Origin of the sequence: Corynebacterium efficiens YS-314, from assembly GCF_000011305.1 — a bacterium.
Lineage (GTDB): Bacteria > Actinomycetota > Actinomycetes > Mycobacteriales > Mycobacteriaceae > Corynebacterium > Corynebacterium efficiens.
Window position 1 is genome coordinate 3,130,231 of record NC_004369.1, and the last position, 16,860, is coordinate 3,147,090.

The window sequence follows — 16,860 nt, forward strand, 5'->3', positions numbered from 1 at the left end:
TCCGACTCCCGCGACGCCTCGGGGTCCGCGGGTGGTGACACCACCGACGGCGGTGATGACCACCGTGGTGGTGGCACCGCGCTGGCCACCGACGACCGCGAGGACCCCCCGGCGCGCCGGGAGACCTCCGATGCGGATGTGGTGCGCTCCACCGGATCCATGGCGGTGGCCACCCTGTTGAGCCGTATCACCGGGTTCCTGCGCACCGTCATGATCGGTGCGGCGCTGTCCCCGGCGATTGCATCGGCGTTCAACACCGCCAACACGCTACCCAACCTCATCACCGAGATCGTCCTCGGTGCCGTGCTCACCTCCCTGGTGGTGCCGGTGCTCACCCGCGCAGAACGCGAGGACGCGGACCGGGGGTCCGGGTTCTTCCGACGGCTGCTCACCCTGTCGGTGACGCTGCTCGGTGGTGTCACCCTGCTGTCGGTGATCGGTGCGCCACTGCTGACGCGGATGATGCTGGATGTCGACGGTGAGGTCAACGTCGGCATGTCCACGGCGTTCGCCTACTGGCTGTTGCCGCAGATCTTCTTCTACGGCCTGTTCTCGCTGTTCATGGCGGTGCTCAACACCCGGGAGATCTTCAAACCCGGTGCGTGGGCGCCGGTGGTCAACAATGTCATCTCCCTGGTCGTGCTGGGCACCTACATGGTGATGCCGTGGCGCCTGGCTCAGGATGCGCAGGTGGGTCTGTTCGACCCGCAGATCGTGTTCCTGGGTGTGGGCACCACCCTGGGTGTGGTGGTGCAGACCCTGATCATGGTGCCGTACCTGCGTCGGGCGGGCATTGATCTGCGCCCCCTGTGGGGATTGGATGACCGCCTCAAGCAGTTCGGTGGCATGGCCATGGCCATTGTTGTCTACGTGGCCATCTCGCAGCTGGGATATGTGATCACCACCCGCATCGCCTCCCTGGCGGATGCGGCCGCGCCGTTTATCTACCAGCAGCACTGGCTGCTGCTGCAGGTGCCCTACGGCATCATCGGCGTGACCCTGCTGACCGCCATCATGCCGCGTCTGTCGCGCAACGCCGCCGACGGTGATGACCGCGCCGTGGTCGCCGATCTCGGCCTGGGGTCCAAACTGACCTTCATCGCCCTGATCCCGATCGTGGTGTTCTTCACCGTCTTCGGTGTGCCGATCGCCAATGCCCTGTTCCAGTGGGGTGAGTTCGATGCCGCCTCGGCGAACATCCTGGGTTGGACCCTGAGCTTCTCCGCGTTCACGCTGCTGCCCTATGCGCTGGTGCTGCTGCATCTGCGTGTGTTCTACGCCCGTGAGGAGGCGTGGACCCCCACCTTCATCATCGCGGGCATCACCGTCACCAAGATCGTGTTGTCGCTGGCCGCCCCGGTGCTGTCCAACTCCCCGGAGCGGGTGGTGGTGCTGCTCGGTGCGGCCAACGGTTTCGGTTTCGTCGCCGGTGCGGTGATCGGTGCCTACCTGCTGCGCCGCAAGCTGGGACTGCTGGGCATGCGCTCGGTGCTGAAGACCTCCCTGTGGGCACTGGGATCCGCCCTGGTCGGTGCCGGCGTGGCCTGGTTGTTGGGCATGGGTATCGAGGCCGTCATGGGTGATTTCCTCTTCGGCACCCTGGGGTCCTTCGGCTACCTGATCTACCTCGGTGTCATCGGCGTGGTGTTCCTCATCGGTACCGGTGCGGTGCTGTCCCGGTCCCGCCTGCCCGAGGTGCAGAACCTGGGCAAGGCACTGGCCCGCATCCCCGGCATGGGTCGTTTCATCCGCCCGAATGAGGAACTGTCCCTCGATGTCGGCGAGGTCTCCGAGCAGGAGCTGTCCACCCAGATCATCGTGGCCAATGAGTTCGCCTCCACCCCGGTTCCGCCGCCGATGTCCGCGGGTATCGTCCGTGGCCCGCGTCTGGTGCCGGGCGCACCGGTGTCCGATGGTGCCTTCCGTCTGCTGGCCGATCACGGTGGTGTGCCGGGTGCCCGGTTCTGGCAGGCCCGCGAGGCCGAGACCGGCCGCGAGGTGGCACTGATCTTCGTCGACACCTCCGGCAACGCCCCCTACGCACCGTTGACACCTGCGGCCGCCGCCGGTGTGGCCTATGAGGTGCAGCGTCGCACTAAGAAACTCGCCGCCCTGAACAGCCCGGCGATCGCGCCGAATATCCGCACCCGCGCCTACCGCAACGGCTGCCTAATCGTCGCCGACTGGATCCCGGGCAGCTCCCTGGCCCGGGTCGCCGAGGACGGCGCCGACCCCCGCGCCGCCTCCTACGCCATGGCGGACCTCACCGACGCGATGGCCGACGCCCATGCCGCCGGCATCCCCCTCGGCCTGGACAACAAGTCCCGCATCCGCATCAACACCGACGGGCATGCCGTCCTGGCGTTCCCGGCGGTGCTGCCCGAGGCCAGCCGCGAACGCGATGTCGCCTCCCTCGCCGCCGCGCTCGATATGCTTATCGACGCCTCCTCCGCACCCGCCGACGTCACGGTGCTGTGTTCCGAGGCGCGCGCCTACAACGCCAAAACCGACGACACCTCCGATGAGACCGTCGATCCGGAGACCCTGCACGGCCTGGCCGACGCCCTGCGTGCCTGCGGGCTGCACACCGGGGATGAGGAACCCGCACAGCTGCAGGTGGACACCGAACGCACCCCGCGCCCGACCAGGCGCTCCGGTTTCGGTGCACCGGAGTACTCGGTGAAGATGATGGCCCTGATCGCCCTCGTGGTGTTCCTGCTGGTGTCCATGGTGGCCGTGGTGACCGCCTTCCTCACCAGTCTGATCAGTGCCGACAATGAGGAATCCCCGCTCGCCTCCGCCGACACAGTGGTGACCTCCCCGGCCGGGTCGGGTGACACCGAGGACACCGACATCGCCGAACCCGTTGGCCCACCGCTGTACCGCTCCCTCTCCTCCGCCCATGAGTGGGATGAGGGCAGGCGCGACGAGGTGGATACGGTGACCGACGGGGACACCTCCACCGCCTGGACCTCCACCGGTTCCGAGGGGCTGCTGATCACACTGGAGGATCCCACCCAGCTCGCGCATGTGATCCTCACCCCGGGTACCGGCGCCGACTCAAGCGTCACCTCCACCGTGAAGCTGTTCGCCTTCACCACCGACGCGCCCCGCTCCCTGTCCAGCGGCATTGAGATCGGGGAGATCATCTTCGCCTCCCGCAGCATCACCCACACCATCGAGCAGCCCGACAACCTGCCCGCCAATGTGGAATCCGTGGTGATCTGGGTGGAGGAGGTCACCTCCACCGACACCTCGGAGGATGATCCGGTCATGCAGATCGCCGAGGTGGAGATGGTGGGCTGGTAACCCCTCCATAGGCGATTCCCGTCACCGCGGGTCACCCCGGGCATGTGCCCACGGGTGGCCCGCGGTGTCCGTTTGATCGGGTGGGAGATCGCATCAGTGGACAACCCCCTACCAAAGAGCTGAAACCCAACTGTGTAGATGCTGAGTTACCTCCCTGCAATTCAACATAGAAGACATGCTCACCGGGGTGGGCAGGGTCTTATATGCCATATCACCTTTGACAGAGTGTCAGCTCACCACCGGCATCACATTTGACATCACTGCCCACTGGAATGGGAATCCCGCGTGCCACGGGGCAGGGCGACCCACATACTGGGGGCACCAGATAGCGGCGGAGGGGGCACCGGGGAGTGTTCCACTGAGCGGGGGAAAGCAGTGACAGTCACACCGGAGGCCACCACCATCAACCACCCACCGGGTGATGACCCCACCGACGCGGAACTGGTGGCCACCTACATCGGGGGAGATGCCCGGGCGTTTGCCACCATCATCACCCGCCATGAACGACACCTGAAATGGGCGGCACGCAGATACAGCCGCAACGAGGACGACGCCCACGACATCCTCCAGGAGGCACTCCTCAAAGCCAGCCGCAACATGCACCTCTACCGCGCGGAGGCAGCCCTGTCGACCTGGCTTCACAAACTCGTTCTCAACTCCGGTTTCGACTGGGCCAAACACCGCACCCGCAGGGAACTGGCCATCCTCGACGACACCGAGACCACACCCGCGGAGGATCCCCGCCTGACCGTCGACCCCCTGGGTTACCTCGATGTGGCCCTGACCATCCGCCAGGCCATGGACCAGCTCCACGTCGACCAGCGCAACGCCCTGCTCCTGGTGGACCTCGGCGGATACGGCATCGAGGATGTGGCGCGGCTCGAGGGGGTGAAACCCGGAACGATCAAGTCCCGTCGGGCCCGGGCCAAACGACAGCTGCGGGGACTGCTGCAGGCGGATTTCTTCGCCGGAGGGACGACAGACCCGGTCATAGAGGAGGGCGGGGGAATTTCCCCCACCGGTGCAGGCGTTGTGAAGTAGTGAACACCACGGTCATCCTGTGATATTGGAACAATCAGGAACCTTTATCCGGGGCAGATGCGTTGAATGAGAAGCAGTGTCCAAATAGGGAGACCGTTCCCGGGCACCTACACTTCATGATGATGTGCTAACGCACCCAGCACACACCCGGTGGGGTCGCCACCGTGGGAAGAACAACCGCGTAGAAGGAAACCAGGAAGTCCATGTCTGAAGAACAGTCCAAGATCCACGACGTCGCCATCATCGGCTCCGGCCCCGCCGGATACACCGCGGCCATCTACGCCGCGCGTGCCGATCTCAAGCCGATCATGTTCGAGGGTTATGAATACGGCGGTTCCCTCATGACAACCACCGATGTGGAGAACTTCCCCGGTTTCCAGGACGGCATCATGGGCCCGGAGCTCATGGAGAACATGCGCGCCCAGGCCGAACGCTTCGGCACCGATCTGCGCATGGAACTCGTGGACCGCGTTGACCTCACCGGTGACATCAAGAAGATCTGGGTCGGTGATGATGAGTACCAGGCACGCGCCGTCATCCTCTCCATGGGTTCCGCACCCCGCTACCTGGGAATACCGGGTGAGAAGGAGCTGCTCGGCCGTGGCGTCTCCGCCTGCGCGACCTGCGACGGCTTCTTCTTCCGTGACCAGGACATCGCCGTCATCGGTGGCGGCGACTCCGCCATGGAGGAGGCCACCTTCCTGACCAAGTTCGCCCGCTCGGTCACCATCGTGCACCGCCGTGAGGAGTTCCGCGCCAGCGCCATCATGCTGGAGCGCGCGCAGAAGAATGAGAAGATCCGGTTTGTCACCAACAAGACCGTCGAAGAAGTCATCGAGAACGACGGCAAGGTTGCCGGCCTGAAGCTGAAGGACACCGTCACCGGTGAGCTGTCCGATCTGGATGTCACCGCCATGTTCGTGGCCATCGGCCACGATCCGCGCTCCGAGATGCTCGTGGGCCAGGTGGAGCTGGACTCCTCCAACTACGTGGTGGCCGAGCACCCCTCCACCCGCACCAACGTCCCCGGCGTCTTCGCCGCAGGTGACCTGGTGGACAGCCACTACCAGCAGGCCATCACCGCCGCCGGTTCCGGTTGCCGCGCCGCCATCGACGCGGAGAACTACCTGGCCAACCAGATATAAGATATTATTAATACCAGCAGTTTTAGACGTGGGTCGAAACGTATCCGAGTTGTTGTCGTTTCGTGGCCAAGCAGATCGGCCCCCGCACCCCAGAACAATTAGCCTTGGTGAATGCGTCGAAAAGCACCGTCTGAGCACGGGGAACGGCACACCATGGTCGTGATACTCCCCGCGTCGGCACGCCCCTGTCCGGGTGTTTTCGCCACCACCATCAGTTAAAAGGAACAACCATGAGCAATGTAATCGCAGTAACCGAACAGACCTTCAAATCCACCGTCGTCGAGTCCGACAAGCCGGTCCTCGTCGACTTCTGGGCGGAGTGGTGTGGGCCCTGCAAGAAGCTGAGCCCCATCATTGAGGAGATCGCCGGTGAATACGGGGACAAAATCGTTGTGGCCAGCGTCGATGTCGATGCTGAGCGCACCCTGGGTGCAATGTTTCAGATCATGTCCATCCCATCTGTGCTGATCTTCAAGGGTGGCCAGAAGGTGGACGAATTCGTGGGTCTGCGCCCCAAGACCGAGATCGTGGCAAAGCTGGAACAGCACCTCTAACTGATAGTCTATTAGTAAGAATTCAGAAATAGATTCGACGAACCAGTGAACATCCGGAAGCACCAATGGGGTGCGGTGTGAACAGCGAGAGGACCAGGGTGTCAGACGTCTTGAGGGTTGGTGATCGCAGCCCCCGTGTAGCCGAGGTACGCAATACGCTTGCGCGCCTCGGTGTGATCGAAGGATACGACCGGGACATGGCCACACGGTCAGAGTCCCGCAAGTTCCGTGAAGAGGATACGTACTTCGACGATGGGTTGAGCGAACACCTCAAGGCCTTCCAGCAGGCCCGCGGGATCATCCCCACGGGCTTCATCGACGACCTCACCCTCCGCGTACTACGCGAGGCCTCCTACACCCTGGGCGCCCGTGTCCTGTCCTACCAGCCGGGCAACAACCTGGTCGGTGATGACGTGGTGGAGATGCAGACCCACCTGCAGGAACTCGGGTTCTACCGCGAGCGTATCGACGGCCGCTTCGGCGAATACACCCACAGTGCCGTCATGGACTACCAGCTCAACTACGGTCTGCAGGTCGACGGCATCTGCGGCCCGGACACCATCCGCGCACTGTCCCGCCTGGGCCTGCGCATCACCGGTGGTTCCGCCCACGCGATCCAAGAGCGCGAACGTGTGCGCAGCGCCGGTCCGCGTCTCGCGGGCAAACGCGTGGTCATCGACCCCTGGCTCGGTGGCGCCAACAGGGGACAGGTCGTCGATGGCCCCTATGGCACGATCAGTGAATCCGAGATCCTCTGGGATCTGGCGACCCGCCTCGAGGGCCGCATGATCGCCGCCGGCATGGAGACGATCCTCTCCCGTCCCCACATGGATGACCCCTCGGTGGCGGACCGCGCATCCATCGCCAACGCCTTCGACGCCGACCTCACGCTCACGCTACAGTGCGATGCCTACCCGAATGAGAAAGCCAACGGCGTGGCCACCTTCTACTTCGGTTCGGTCAACGGTGCCAGCTCCATGGTGGGGGAGACGCTGTCGTCCTACATCGTCAAGGAGATCGCCGCCCGCACACCGCTGAACAACTGCGGCAGTCACGCCCGCACCTGGGACATGCTGCGCATGACCCGGATGCCCACCGTGGAGATCGTCACCGGGTACCTCACCAACCCCGAGGACCTCGCAGTGATGACCGATCCGACCATGCGGGACCGCATCGCCGAGGCCATCGTCGTCGCCGTCAAGCGTCTCTACCTGCTGGATGAGGACGAACAGCCCAAGACCGGCACCTTCAAGTTCAGCCAACTGCTCAAATCCGAAGCTGAATAGGCCCGGCCGGGGACGTTTCCTGGAAGGCCGACTGCCACTGCCGGGGTGGGATACCGCATGGTGCGGTATCCCACCCCGGCAATGTTGTGTGGGCGGGTGTCTGTGGCGGCATCGGTGGTGGGGTCATTGGCGGGGCAGGAATAAGAGTTATCCTGTTATCCCCGGCTGGCGCATCCAAGGATAAGAGTTATCCTTGGATGCAGGCCCCATCGATGCAAGGATAAGCACCATGGTTCAGTGGATTGAGCAGTTCCGGACTGCCGATGATGGCCCGGGGAGTCCCGGTGATGGCCCGGGGAGAAGCAGGCGGGCACGGGCAGGGGGAGTCTACCACGCCTACGTGCCGGCCCCCCTGGTAGAACGCCATATCCACATTCCCAGTGACCTGGCGCGGAAGGCCAGTTCCGTAGAGCAACAGATTCTGGCGATATCCATGGGTAATGAGGGAGATTCAGGGACCGGTTTGGAGGGAATCGCACGATTCCTACTCCGCTCGGAAGCCATCTCCTCATCGCGTATCGGGGGCATTGCACCCCAACCCGATAAGGTGGCCATTGCTGAATTGACCAGGTTGGACCCTGACGCCCCCGGTAAGAAACTAGCCCAATTGGTAGCAAATAATGTCCGCGTTCTGCAGGGGAAATGACTGCGCAGGATAACATCGCCGCCCAGTATCTCCTTCTGGGAAACCCGGCAGCCAGTGGTTTCCGAACCACCCAGAACTGGATTGGTGGGACGATCCATTCACCGCTCGAAGCAGAATTCGTGCCGCCCCCGCCACGCCACGTTCCGGGTCTGATGGATGACCTCGTTGATTATCTCAATGGCGCCACCCACGGATCCCTCATCCAGGCCGCGCTGGTTCACGCCCAGTTTGAGACGATTCATCCGTTCCCCGACGGGAACGGCAGGGTGGGGCGTGCCCTGATCCACGCGGTTCTCCAACGGCGTGGATTGGTACGGGGTCAAGTCCGCGGGAGTGGTGTATCTGCCCTTTCGATAAAACAAGCAGCGTAACGACCTCACGGACCATCACGAGCTAAATACTGACCCTGGCTCATGCCACATCCTTCCGGATGATCTCAGAAGTAATATCGTCCGAATCGATGATGTTCGCAGTCATCATCGCCCTGGTCTGCTCCAAACTGGTCAACGACATGTACCGCTTCTGCTGAATCCAATCATCATGCTGTTCCGCCAGCACCGCCCCGACCAGGCGCACGACAGCATCACGGTTGGGGAAGATGCCGACGACATCGGTGCGCCGGCGGATCTCACGATTGAGCCTCTCGGTCGGGTTATTCGACCACACCTTGGTCCACACCGCCTTCGGGCACTGCGTGAACGCCAGCAGCTCATCCAGGGCTTCTTCCAGGTAATCGGCCACATCCGGGAACTTCTGCTCACAAAAGGCCACGACCTCACGGGCCTGACCCCACACCGATTGTGCATCCGGCTGCTGGAAGATGGTGTGGAACATCGCCGACAATGTTGGCCATTGCGTTTTCGACACCATCCCGTACAGGTTCTTGGAAAAGTGCGTGCGACACCGTTGCCAAGAGGCATTCGGCAACACCTCACCAATCGCGTGCTGAATTCCCAGGTGGGCATCACTGGTCACCAAATAGACCTCGTTGAGCCCGCGGGCTTTGAGGTCCCGGAAGAACCCGGTCCACGATGCCACGGACTCGGCTGTGGCGACCTGCATGCCCAACAACTCCCGATACCCTTCGGCGTTGACACCGGTGGCCAACAGGACAGAAGTCTTGACCACTCGCCCGCCTTCACGCACCTTCATGGTCAGGGCGTCGCAGGAAACATAGAGGTAGGGTCCGGTATCAAGAGGGCGGGTGCGGAACTCTTCGACCATCTGATCAAGGTCTTTGGCCATGTCTGACACCTGGGATTTCGACAGGTTGTTGATACCCAGGGTGGCGACCAGGTCGTTCATCCTCCTGGTGGACACACCCTTGAGGTAGCAGGTGGCGATCACGGTGGTCAAGGCTCGTTCGGCCCGGGTGCGACGTTCCAACAGCCAGTCGGGGAAAAACGACCCGGTTCTGAGTTTGGGCACGGCGACGTCGATGGTGCCCACGCGTGTGTCGAAGTTGCGGTGGCGGTATCCGTTGCGGGTGTTAACCCGGTCCTGAGACACGGTGGCGTAGTCGGCGCCGCACACCTGGTCGGCTTGGGTGGAGAGGATCTGGTTGATGAAGCCTTGAAGCATTTCTCGCATGAGATCGGGGGATGCTTGGGCGAGCAATTCGTCAAGGTAGGTGGTGGGGTCGATAGAATAGGGTCCAGCGGCCATCGTGGGTTGTCCTTTCGAGGATATGTAGGAGTTGAGTCGAAAGGTACCTGCGGTGGTCGCCTCATGTGTTCATGGGGTCCCTCACCGGCAGTTACAGATACACCACGCTAATGGACACGACCTGGTACGGTCACCGATCCTGCCCGTCAGTATGGTTCTGGGAACATGGTCGGACAGATACGTGCACGGCCTCACCAGGTTCCGGGATGATCAACCCGACTCGACAGGGGTCCTCGACTGGTTGGAGATCTTCTTCGAAGCCACTGGTGAGGCCACCCTGCAGGCCACACGGTTGGCAGAAGAACTCCGTGGATTGCAACAGGAATGGCAGAACCGGGTCAGCCACTACAGGCAGGTGTCCGGGAAGAGAAGAGCCCTGCGGGCGGATTCCATCGAATACCGCATCCTCAGGCAGCTTCCCGATCACCCCCTGCTCACCGTCAAGACAGCCACTGAGATCTTCGGTGGAACTACGACATCGGCAGCCCAGGCACTGGACAACCTCACGGCAGCCGGGGTTCTCACCAGGAAATCGATCGACAGGGGAGTAACCGGTTATCTGGCCCACGATGTCTTTGATGTGATCACGATTGCGGAGCGACGCCTGGCGAGCACCCGTTTTGATACCTCGGTGGCCCCGCCCACCAGATCCCCAGCCGGGGACACATAGGGCCCGCAGACGGGCCGGATCTACCTACTGTGCCTCCACGTCGGCCAGCAGCAGCTGGGCCTCCATGGCGGTCATGAGCGGGTCCTGGGGTGGCATCTCCAGGCGTAGGCGGGGCAGCACGGGGTGGTCCTCCACGACCTCGAAGCCGGCGGATTCCAGGACGGACACCTCGATCAGGCCGATGTCGGTGCGTTTGGCGGCGACCTCCCGGACCACGGGGTCCAGGCCCACCGAGCCGTTGATCTTCATGTCCCGGATGCCGAACGCCTCGACGGCCGGCACCTCCATCTTGATGAGGTCGACGAGGGCTGCGTCGAGAAGCACCGCCTCCATGCCCACCCCGCGGAACACCTCCTCGATGAACAGGCTGGTGATCAGGGCGGCGTCGTGGGACACCGGGGCGGTGGGCAGGACGGTGGCCCCGGGGGCGAATTCGCGCCGGCAGTAGATCACCGTGGCGATCGCCGGGGCGGAGGGGGTGGGGTCCGGGTTGAGGTACCCGATGGAATACCCGCAGGTTTCCTGCTCATAGAGGGTGGTGGTCAGCCACGCCTCCTTCTCGAACTCGGGGTAGCCGGAGTCCTGCACCTGCTGTGCCGTCTCGGGTTCCAGCTCCCAGAACACCGACCGGCGGGCCTGCGGATGCAGCAGGGACAGCTGGTCCGGGGTGATGGGAAACAATGACGCCTGCATGCCAGTATTTCCTCTCTACTCGTGGCCTGTCCCTTAGGAGTCCTTCTGCCCCTGGATCAGGCCCATGATGCGCTCGAAGTCATCCTGGTCGCCGAACTCCACCACGAGTCGGCCCTTGCGTTTGCCCATGGTCACCGACACCTTGGTGTCGAGGTTGTCGGCGAGGTATTCCGCCGCCCGGGTGAACACCTCCGGTGTCGGGGCCTTCTCGCGTGGGGGTTTCTTCTCCTCGTCCTCACCGCGGTTAGACAGCAGCACGAGTTCCTCGGTGGCACGCACCGACAGCCCCTCGGCGATGATGCGGCTGGCCAGGGCGTCCTGGGCCTCCTCGCCGCCCTTGAGGCCGAGGATCGCGCGGGCGTGACCTGCGGACAGCACACCGGCGGCGACCTTGGTCTGCACATTGACGGGCAGGTTGAGCAGGCGGATCATGTTGGTGATCACCGGGCGGGACCGGCCCAGCTTGTCAGCCAGTTCCGCCTGGGTGACCCCGAACTCCTCCAGCAGCTGCTGGTACGCGGCCGCCTCCTCCAGCGGGTTGAGCTGCACCCTGTGGATGTTCTCCAGCAGGGCGTCGCGCAGCATCGCGGAATCGTCGGTTTCACGGACAATCGCGGGAATGAACTCCAGGCCGGCGCGCCTCGAGGCACGCAGACGACGCTCACCCATGATGAGTTCAAAACCGTCACCAGACGGGCGCACCACGATCGGCTGCATGAGCCCGAATTCGCGGATGGAGTGCACCAGTTCATCCAGCGCCTCGGTGTCGAAGACACTCCTGGGCTGGTGCGGGTTGGGCACGATCGAATCGATCGGGATCTCCTGGTAGGAGGCGCCGAACTCGCTTATCGACGCATCCTCCGCACCCTCTGCCGCCACCGGTGCGGTGGGCTGCGGGGCCGGGGTGGGCGACGGGGTGTGGCCCTGCTGCTCCGGGGTGCGCACCGGACCGGGCTTGGGCGCACCGCCCTCAGGCCGGGCGGGGGTGTCGGGCTTGGGGATCGGTGGCAGCCCCGGGCGTGGCGCGGCATCGGGGCGACGACGTGCGCGTTCACCGACGGCACCACCGAGGATGATGTCGGCGGCGCCACCACCGAGACCCGGTGAATCGGTTGGACCGGATGGGATCAGTGCGGCCAGACCGCGGCCCAGACCGCCCTTACGCTTCTCCGCCGGGGACTTGTCGGAACCCTTGTTCTGGGCCATCGTTTACGACGCACCTTTCATACAGCACAACACAAAGTAGGTATTCATAGAAGTTTACTGCGAACCAGCAGGTTTTACGCCTATCGGACCGGATTCCTCCGACGGGAGGAAATCACCACGGGTGGCCAGCTCCTTCGCCGCATCCAGGTAGGCCATGGCACCGCGGGAACCCGGATCGTAGTTGATCACCGTCTGGCCATAACCCGGCGCCTCGGACACCTTCACCGACCGGGGGATCTTGGTCTGCAGCACCACCGCACCGAAGTGCTCATTGACCTCGGTGGCCACCTGCTCCGCCAGGTTGGTGCGGGCATCGTGCATGGTCAGCAGGATCGCGGAGATGTGCAGCTCACGGTTGAGGTGCTGGCGCAGCATGGTGATGTTGTTGAGCAGCTGGCCCACGCCCTCCAGGGCGTAGTACTCGCACTGGATCGGGATGAGCACCTCGGTCACCGCGGTCATCGCGTTGATGGTGAGCAGGCCCAGGGACGGCGGGCAGTCGATGAGCACATAGTCGAAACCGTGCTCGGTGATGAACTCCAGGCCCAGCGCATCGGCCAGGCGGTACTCACGGCGCACCAGGCTGACCAGCTCGATCTCCGCGCCGGCGAGGTCCAGGGTGGCCGGGATGCAGAACAGGTTCTCATGCGCGGTGGTGGGCTGCATGGCCTCCTCGGCGGTGCACTCACCGATGAGCAGCTCATAGGAGGACAGGGTGCCGGAGCGGTGCTCCACACCGAGCGCGGTGGAGGCATTACCCTGCGGATCCAGATCCACCACAAGCACCTTCTGCCCGTAGATGGCCAGGGAGGACGCCAGGTTGACCGTGCTGGTGGTCTTACCCACGCCACCCTTCTGGTTGGCGATGGTGATGAGCCTCGGCTGCGGGGGTTTCGGCAGGTTAAGGGAGTTGGGGGTCATCACCTGGGCAGCCCGGCGTGCCGCCTGGGCAATAGGTGTGTCTTCCCAAAACGTATTGTCATCCATCGACGTCTACCATCCCTTATCTATTTACGTGGCATCACATCCACATTAGTGCGTTGGACCGTTACCATTCCACCACAGCTGGTCCGGCTGTGGATGACACCAAAGAAGGTGGTGCCCTATTTCTCGCGCCTGATGGAGATGAGGGTGGTCGGTTCGTCGAGAAGCTCCCCGCCGACCGTGAACACCTTGACCTCGCCGCCGCCGGCGTTGCGGATGGCCTTGGCGTCGCGTTCGATCTCCTCGGCGACGCTGGCGCCCTTCATGGCGATCATCCTGCCCCCGACCTTTGCCAGGGGCAGTGACCAGCTGGCCAGACGGCCCAGGGGAGCGACCGCACGGGAGGTGACCACATCGACATGACCGACCTGTTTGCGCACCGCCTTCTCCTCCGCGCGGCCACGGATGACCGAGACATTGTCCAGTCCGAGCTGCTCGATCACCTCACCCAGATACACCGAACGCTTGAGCAGCGGCTCGATGAGGATGATCTTGAGATCCGGCCGGGCAATCGCCAGGGGGATACCCGGCAGACCCGCCCCTGATCCGACATCCGCCACGGAGATACCCTCCTCCATGGCCTCACCGATGACCCCGCAGTTGAGGATGTGGCGATCCCACAGGCGCGGGATCTCACGGGGCCCGATGAAACCCCGGACGGACCCGTCGGTGGCCAGGGACTCGTGGTAGGCGATGGCTTTGTCGAGGTTGTCCCCGAACAGTTCAGCGGCTGCTGGTGGCGTGGTCAATGGAAGGGTGCTCCTTGGGTGCGGGGGTGTGCGCCTGCCTGGGATGGGGTGCAGGGCTGTATCAACCATCAACTATAACGACAACAGCCACCAACCCAGTGGTTGGTGGCTGTTGTGGTGGTGAACAGGTGTTATTTCTTGCGTTTCTTCGCGTTGACCGGCTTCGCACCCGGCTTCGGGGCGGTGGAACGCTTGGCGGCCTTCTTCAGCTCGTCCTCGGCGGCTTCCTCGGCGTCCATCTTGGCGAAGATGTAACGCTGCTGGAAGAAGGTCCACACGTTGTTGGACATCATGTAGATGAGCAGACCGATGGTCCAGATGAAACCGGTGAACAGGATGGTCAGCGGCATGAACCACAGCATCATCTTGTTCATCATCTGCATCTGCATGGCCATCTGGTCATTGGCCGGTGCGACCTGCTTACCGGAGCGCTTACGCTCCTCCTGGCGGTTGACCGACAGACGGGCGTTCATGTGGGTGGCCACCACGATGATGAGGATCATCGGTGCGGCAACCAGCGCGATGTTCAGGCGGGAGACATCGAAGTCGAAGGCCGCGAAGGCCTCCTCCGGCATGGTGATGTAGGCCGACAGCGGGGCTCCGAAGAGATCCGCGGCCAGGAAAGACTGCACATGTTCCACATCGAAGATGTAGTTGGGGGTGTTGCGGTTCTCCTCGATGGACATCCCCAGCTGGCCGATGCCCTCACCGGTGCGGTTGAAGGACCGCAGCACGTGGAACAGACCCAGGAACACCGGGATCTGCACCAGCATGGGCAGACAGCCCGCGATGGGATTGACCCCCACCTCCTTCTGGAGTTTGCGGGATTCCGCCATCATCTTCTGCTGGTCGTTCTTGTACTTTTCGCGGATCTCCTGCATGCGCGGAGCCATGTCCTGCATCTTGCGCTGCGAACGCATGGTGTTGACCATGGGCTTGACCAGGACCACACGAACGGTGAAGGTCAGGAACATGATCGACAGGGCCCACGTGATTCCCTCATCAGGGCTCAGTACGAGACTGAACACCTGGTGCCAGAACCACAGGATGGCCGAAATCGGCCAATAGATGAAGTTGAGCACTGTGAGTCGAAACTCCTCGGTTGTTTATAAGACGTATGTACTTGTAGGACGCCATGCGCTCACTGGTGGGATAAGCGGGCCAGGGCGTCTACCTGACCGTTTCCGTGGACCAGTAGCCGGGATTGGGCACCGGGTCGAAACCCCCGGGATGCCACGGCCCACACTTGGCCAACCTGACAGCAGCCAGCACGGTGCCCTTGACGGCCCCGTGCACAGACACTGACTTCAACGCGTAGGTACTGCAGACAGGATCAAAGCGACAGGTCGAACCCATCTTAAGGCCGGACAGGTACTTTTGGTAGAAGCGCACCGCACCCGCGAGCGCCTTCGCCGCGGGCCCTTTCGGTTGTGGAATGACCTGTGGGTCATCACTTATCGGTTCGCACACGACCGGCCTTCCTCAGACCATGGCGGATATCGCGCTCCAGGTCCTGCGATGATGCCTGCCCCGAACCCGCCAACGCCCGGATCACCACATGGTGGGTCGGGGTTAGCAGCTCCGGTGAATCCGCCGCGATGCGGGCGCACACATGGCGAAGCCGTCGGGAGGTGCGGTGACGGATCACCGCATTCCCGACGGCTTTGGAAACGATGAGGCCGAACCGTGGACCACCGAAGGAGGCAACTTCGCCTTTTTCCCCGGTGCCGTCCAGCGATTCGGCACTATCCCACAGGTGCACCACAACGGTGGAGCTTCCCGCGCGTCGGCCTTTCCTCATCGTCGTGCGGAATTGCACGGATGAGGTCAGTTTATTCTGCGCGGGGAGCAACGTTATGACACCTGGATTGGTGACGCTACTACGCGGTCAGCTTCTCGCGACCCTTGCGACGACGAGCCGCAACAATCGCACGGCCGGCGCGGGTGCGCATGCGAGTACGGAAGCCGTGAACACGTGCACGACGACGGTTGTTCGGCTGGAACGTCCGCTTGCCCTTTGCCACGTTAAAACACTCCTAAAATTTTATTTGTCAGGTCACCGGACACACCGGTACGACGGACCTCCCTTGCGGACACAGCCGTGGTGACGACTTCCGCAACAGCCCGATTCCGGGGAACGATCACCCAACAGAGTTTGGATGATTCGAATTGAGGTGTGGTCCCCGTGGTGGGAGCCACCGCTGCACTTCATGGAAAGTGCTGCTCTCAAAGCACATGCGTCATGGCGGGGTCATTAGGGATTAATAACCTCATCCATACGATGCGACAGACTATGCCAGCTTACGGCAACTTGACATGCAAAAACAAATTGACCTAGCCCACAAAACGCGGGTGCCCCTGAAATTACAAACATGGCATTAACCACTGGTGAGAGGGTGTATTGCCCGCCTGGGAGCTTTTCGACGCACCCCTGCCAACCCATCGCGGTGGGCGGGCCCGACCGGAGTTTCCACAGGGGTTGGACACAGCGATTGACCTGCGGGTAACAATGAAAACAGCAGAGTGAAACCGGTTGGAATCAACACCTTGTGAAATGCTCCACCTGTGGATAACTTTTCAATCCCCGTTGTAACCAGGGGAATGGAATAACAAAAATGCAGGTAGAAACAGTTTACGGGGCGATGAACTATTTCCACAGGTTCTCAAGTATCCTGTGGATAAGTGATTTTCAGAAAAGTTATCCACAGCTGTGGACAACATTGTGGAAACAATGGTGAGGGCCGTTTTCTGGGTGTGGAGGAGACTGTAGAAACTCTCCACCCCACCCAGTGGACAACGTTTGAACTTTTGTCATTTACCCGCCATCCCACAAACACCTGAAATTAATCTCTCCGCACCCGGCGGAAAGATGTGAATACTGAACGTTTCGTCAAAAGGAGATACCCAGAATA

General features: G+C 62.5%; 16 protein-coding genes. 7 read left to right on the forward strand and 9 right to left on the reverse strand.

Features of this window, described 5'->3' with window-relative positions; translation table 11 throughout:
- The first annotated feature begins 159 nt into the window (after window positions 1-159).
- The 6 genes from CE_RS14415 (at window position 160) to CE_RS15075 (ending at window position 8,352) form a co-directional block, all read left to right on the forward strand.
- Entirely contained in the window at window positions 160-3,309 is a 3,150-nt protein-coding gene (locus tag CE_RS14415; protein ID WP_081447234.1) for a murein biosynthesis integral membrane protein MurJ, read from the forward strand.
- Between the two features lie 375 nt (window positions 3,310-3,684).
- A complete protein-coding gene (locus CE_RS14420; protein ID WP_006768713.1) occupies window positions 3,685-4,350 on the forward strand; it encodes a sigma-70 family RNA polymerase sigma factor in 666 nt (221 codons plus the stop codon).
- Window positions 4,351-4,553: 203 nt separating this feature from the next.
- Window positions 4,554-5,495, forward strand: a complete 942-nt coding sequence (gene trxB / locus CE_RS14425) for a thioredoxin-disulfide reductase (RefSeq protein WP_006768711.1) — start codon at window positions 4,554-4,556, stop codon at window positions 5,493-5,495.
- A gap of 230 nt (window positions 5,496-5,725) precedes the next feature.
- Window positions 5,726-6,049 (forward strand): thioredoxin, encoded by a 324-nt coding sequence (gene trxA / locus CE_RS14430; RefSeq protein ID WP_006768710.1) that lies wholly within the window; start codon window positions 5,726-5,728, stop codon window positions 6,047-6,049.
- Window positions 6,050-6,147: 98 nt separating this feature from the next.
- On the forward strand, window positions 6,148-7,335 hold the full coding sequence (locus CE_RS14435) for an N-acetylmuramoyl-L-alanine amidase (RefSeq protein WP_193763631.1): 1,188 nt from the start codon (window positions 6,148-6,150) through the stop codon (window positions 7,333-7,335).
- A 642-nt stretch (window positions 7,336-7,977) separates the two neighbouring features.
- The gene (locus tag CE_RS15075; RefSeq protein ID WP_006768707.1) at window positions 7,978-8,352 is read left to right on the forward strand and encodes a Fic family protein; all 375 of its coding nucleotides are present in this window, start codon (window positions 7,978-7,980) and stop codon (window positions 8,350-8,352) included.
- 40 nt (window positions 8,353-8,392) lie between these two features.
- On the opposite strand, the gene CE_RS14445 is transcribed toward CE_RS15075, so the two are convergent.
- Window positions 8,393-9,646, reverse strand: a complete 1,254-nt coding sequence (locus CE_RS14445; RefSeq protein ID WP_011076155.1) for an IS256 family transposase — start codon at window positions 9,644-9,646, stop codon at window positions 8,393-8,395.
- A 151-nt stretch (window positions 9,647-9,797) separates the two neighbouring features.
- Between CE_RS14445 and CE_RS14450 the strand changes: the two genes are divergently transcribed.
- Window positions 9,798-10,316, forward strand: coding sequence for a hypothetical protein (locus tag CE_RS14450; protein ID WP_143758485.1), 519 nt, complete (start codon window positions 9,798-9,800; stop codon window positions 10,314-10,316).
- Between the two features lie 24 nt (window positions 10,317-10,340).
- On the opposite strand, the gene CE_RS14455 is transcribed toward CE_RS14450, so the two are convergent.
- The 8 genes from CE_RS14455 to rpmH form a co-directional block, all read right to left on the reverse strand.
- On the reverse strand, window positions 10,341-11,009 hold the full coding sequence (locus CE_RS14455) for a hypothetical protein (RefSeq protein WP_006768705.1): 669 nt from the start codon (window positions 11,007-11,009) through the stop codon (window positions 10,341-10,343).
- Between the two features lie 33 nt (window positions 11,010-11,042).
- Window positions 11,043-12,215: a ParB/RepB/Spo0J family partition protein gene (locus tag CE_RS14460; RefSeq protein WP_011076157.1), complete on the reverse strand. Its 1,173-nt coding sequence runs from the start codon at window positions 12,213-12,215 to the stop codon at window positions 11,043-11,045.
- Window positions 12,216-12,269: 54 nt separating this feature from the next.
- The gene (locus tag CE_RS14465; protein ID WP_006768702.1) at window positions 12,270-13,202 is read right to left on the reverse strand and encodes a ParA family protein; all 933 of its coding nucleotides are present in this window, start codon (window positions 13,200-13,202) and stop codon (window positions 12,270-12,272) included.
- Between the two features lie 116 nt (window positions 13,203-13,318).
- Window positions 13,319-13,948 (reverse strand): 16S rRNA (guanine(527)-N(7))-methyltransferase RsmG, encoded by a 630-nt coding sequence (gene rsmG / locus CE_RS14470; protein WP_006768701.1) that lies wholly within the window; start codon window positions 13,946-13,948, stop codon window positions 13,319-13,321.
- Window positions 13,949-14,079: 131 nt separating this feature from the next.
- Window positions 14,080-15,030 carry a membrane protein insertase YidC gene (gene yidC / locus CE_RS14475; protein WP_006768700.1) on the reverse strand — a complete coding sequence of 317 codons (951 nt, stop codon included), beginning with the start codon at window positions 15,028-15,030 and terminating at the stop codon, window positions 14,080-14,082.
- Between the two features lie 88 nt (window positions 15,031-15,118).
- Window positions 15,119-15,418, reverse strand: a complete 300-nt coding sequence (gene yidD / locus CE_RS15080; protein WP_011076158.1) for a membrane protein insertion efficiency factor YidD — start codon at window positions 15,416-15,418, stop codon at window positions 15,119-15,121.
- Window positions 15,399-15,800, reverse strand: coding sequence for a ribonuclease P protein component (gene rnpA, locus CE_RS14480; protein WP_011076159.1), 402 nt, complete (start codon window positions 15,798-15,800; stop codon window positions 15,399-15,401). Before rnpA ends, yidD begins: the two co-directional genes overlap by 20 nt.
- Before the next feature lie 28 nt (window positions 15,801-15,828).
- Entirely contained in the window at window positions 15,829-15,972 is a 144-nt protein-coding gene (gene rpmH / locus CE_RS15085; protein ID WP_006768697.1) for a 50S ribosomal protein L34, read from the reverse strand.
- Window positions 15,973-16,860: the final 888 nt, after the last annotated feature.

Bases quoted from the DNA above. Each gene is read 5' to 3' on its own strand.
- CE_RS14415 (WP_081447234.1), top strand. From the start codon at position 160: ATGGCGGTGGCCACCCTGTTGAGCCGTATCACCGGGTTCCTGCGCACC.
- trxB (WP_006768711.1), top strand. From the start codon at position 4,554: ATGTCTGAAGAACAGTCCAAGATCCACGACGTCGCCATCATCGGCTCC.
- trxA (WP_006768710.1), top strand. From the start codon at position 5,726: ATGAGCAATGTAATCGCAGTAACCGAACAGACCTTCAAATCCACCGTC.
- CE_RS15075 (WP_006768707.1), top strand. From the start codon at position 7,978: ATGACTGCGCAGGATAACATCGCCGCCCAGTATCTCCTTCTGGGAAAC.
- CE_RS14445 (WP_011076155.1), bottom strand. From the start codon at position 9,646: ATGGCCGCTGGACCCTATTCTATCGACCCCACCACCTACCTTGACGAA.
- CE_RS14450 (WP_143758485.1), top strand. From the start codon at position 9,798: ATGGTTCTGGGAACATGGTCGGACAGATACGTGCACGGCCTCACCAGG.
- CE_RS14455 (WP_006768705.1), bottom strand. From the start codon at position 11,009: ATGCAGGCGTCATTGTTTCCCATCACCCCGGACCAGCTGTCCCTGCTG.
- CE_RS14460 (WP_011076157.1), bottom strand. From the start codon at position 12,215: ATGGCCCAGAACAAGGGTTCCGACAAGTCCCCGGCGGAGAAGCGTAAG.
- CE_RS14465 (WP_006768702.1), bottom strand. From the start codon at position 13,202: ATGGATGACAATACGTTTTGGGAAGACACACCTATTGCCCAGGCGGCA.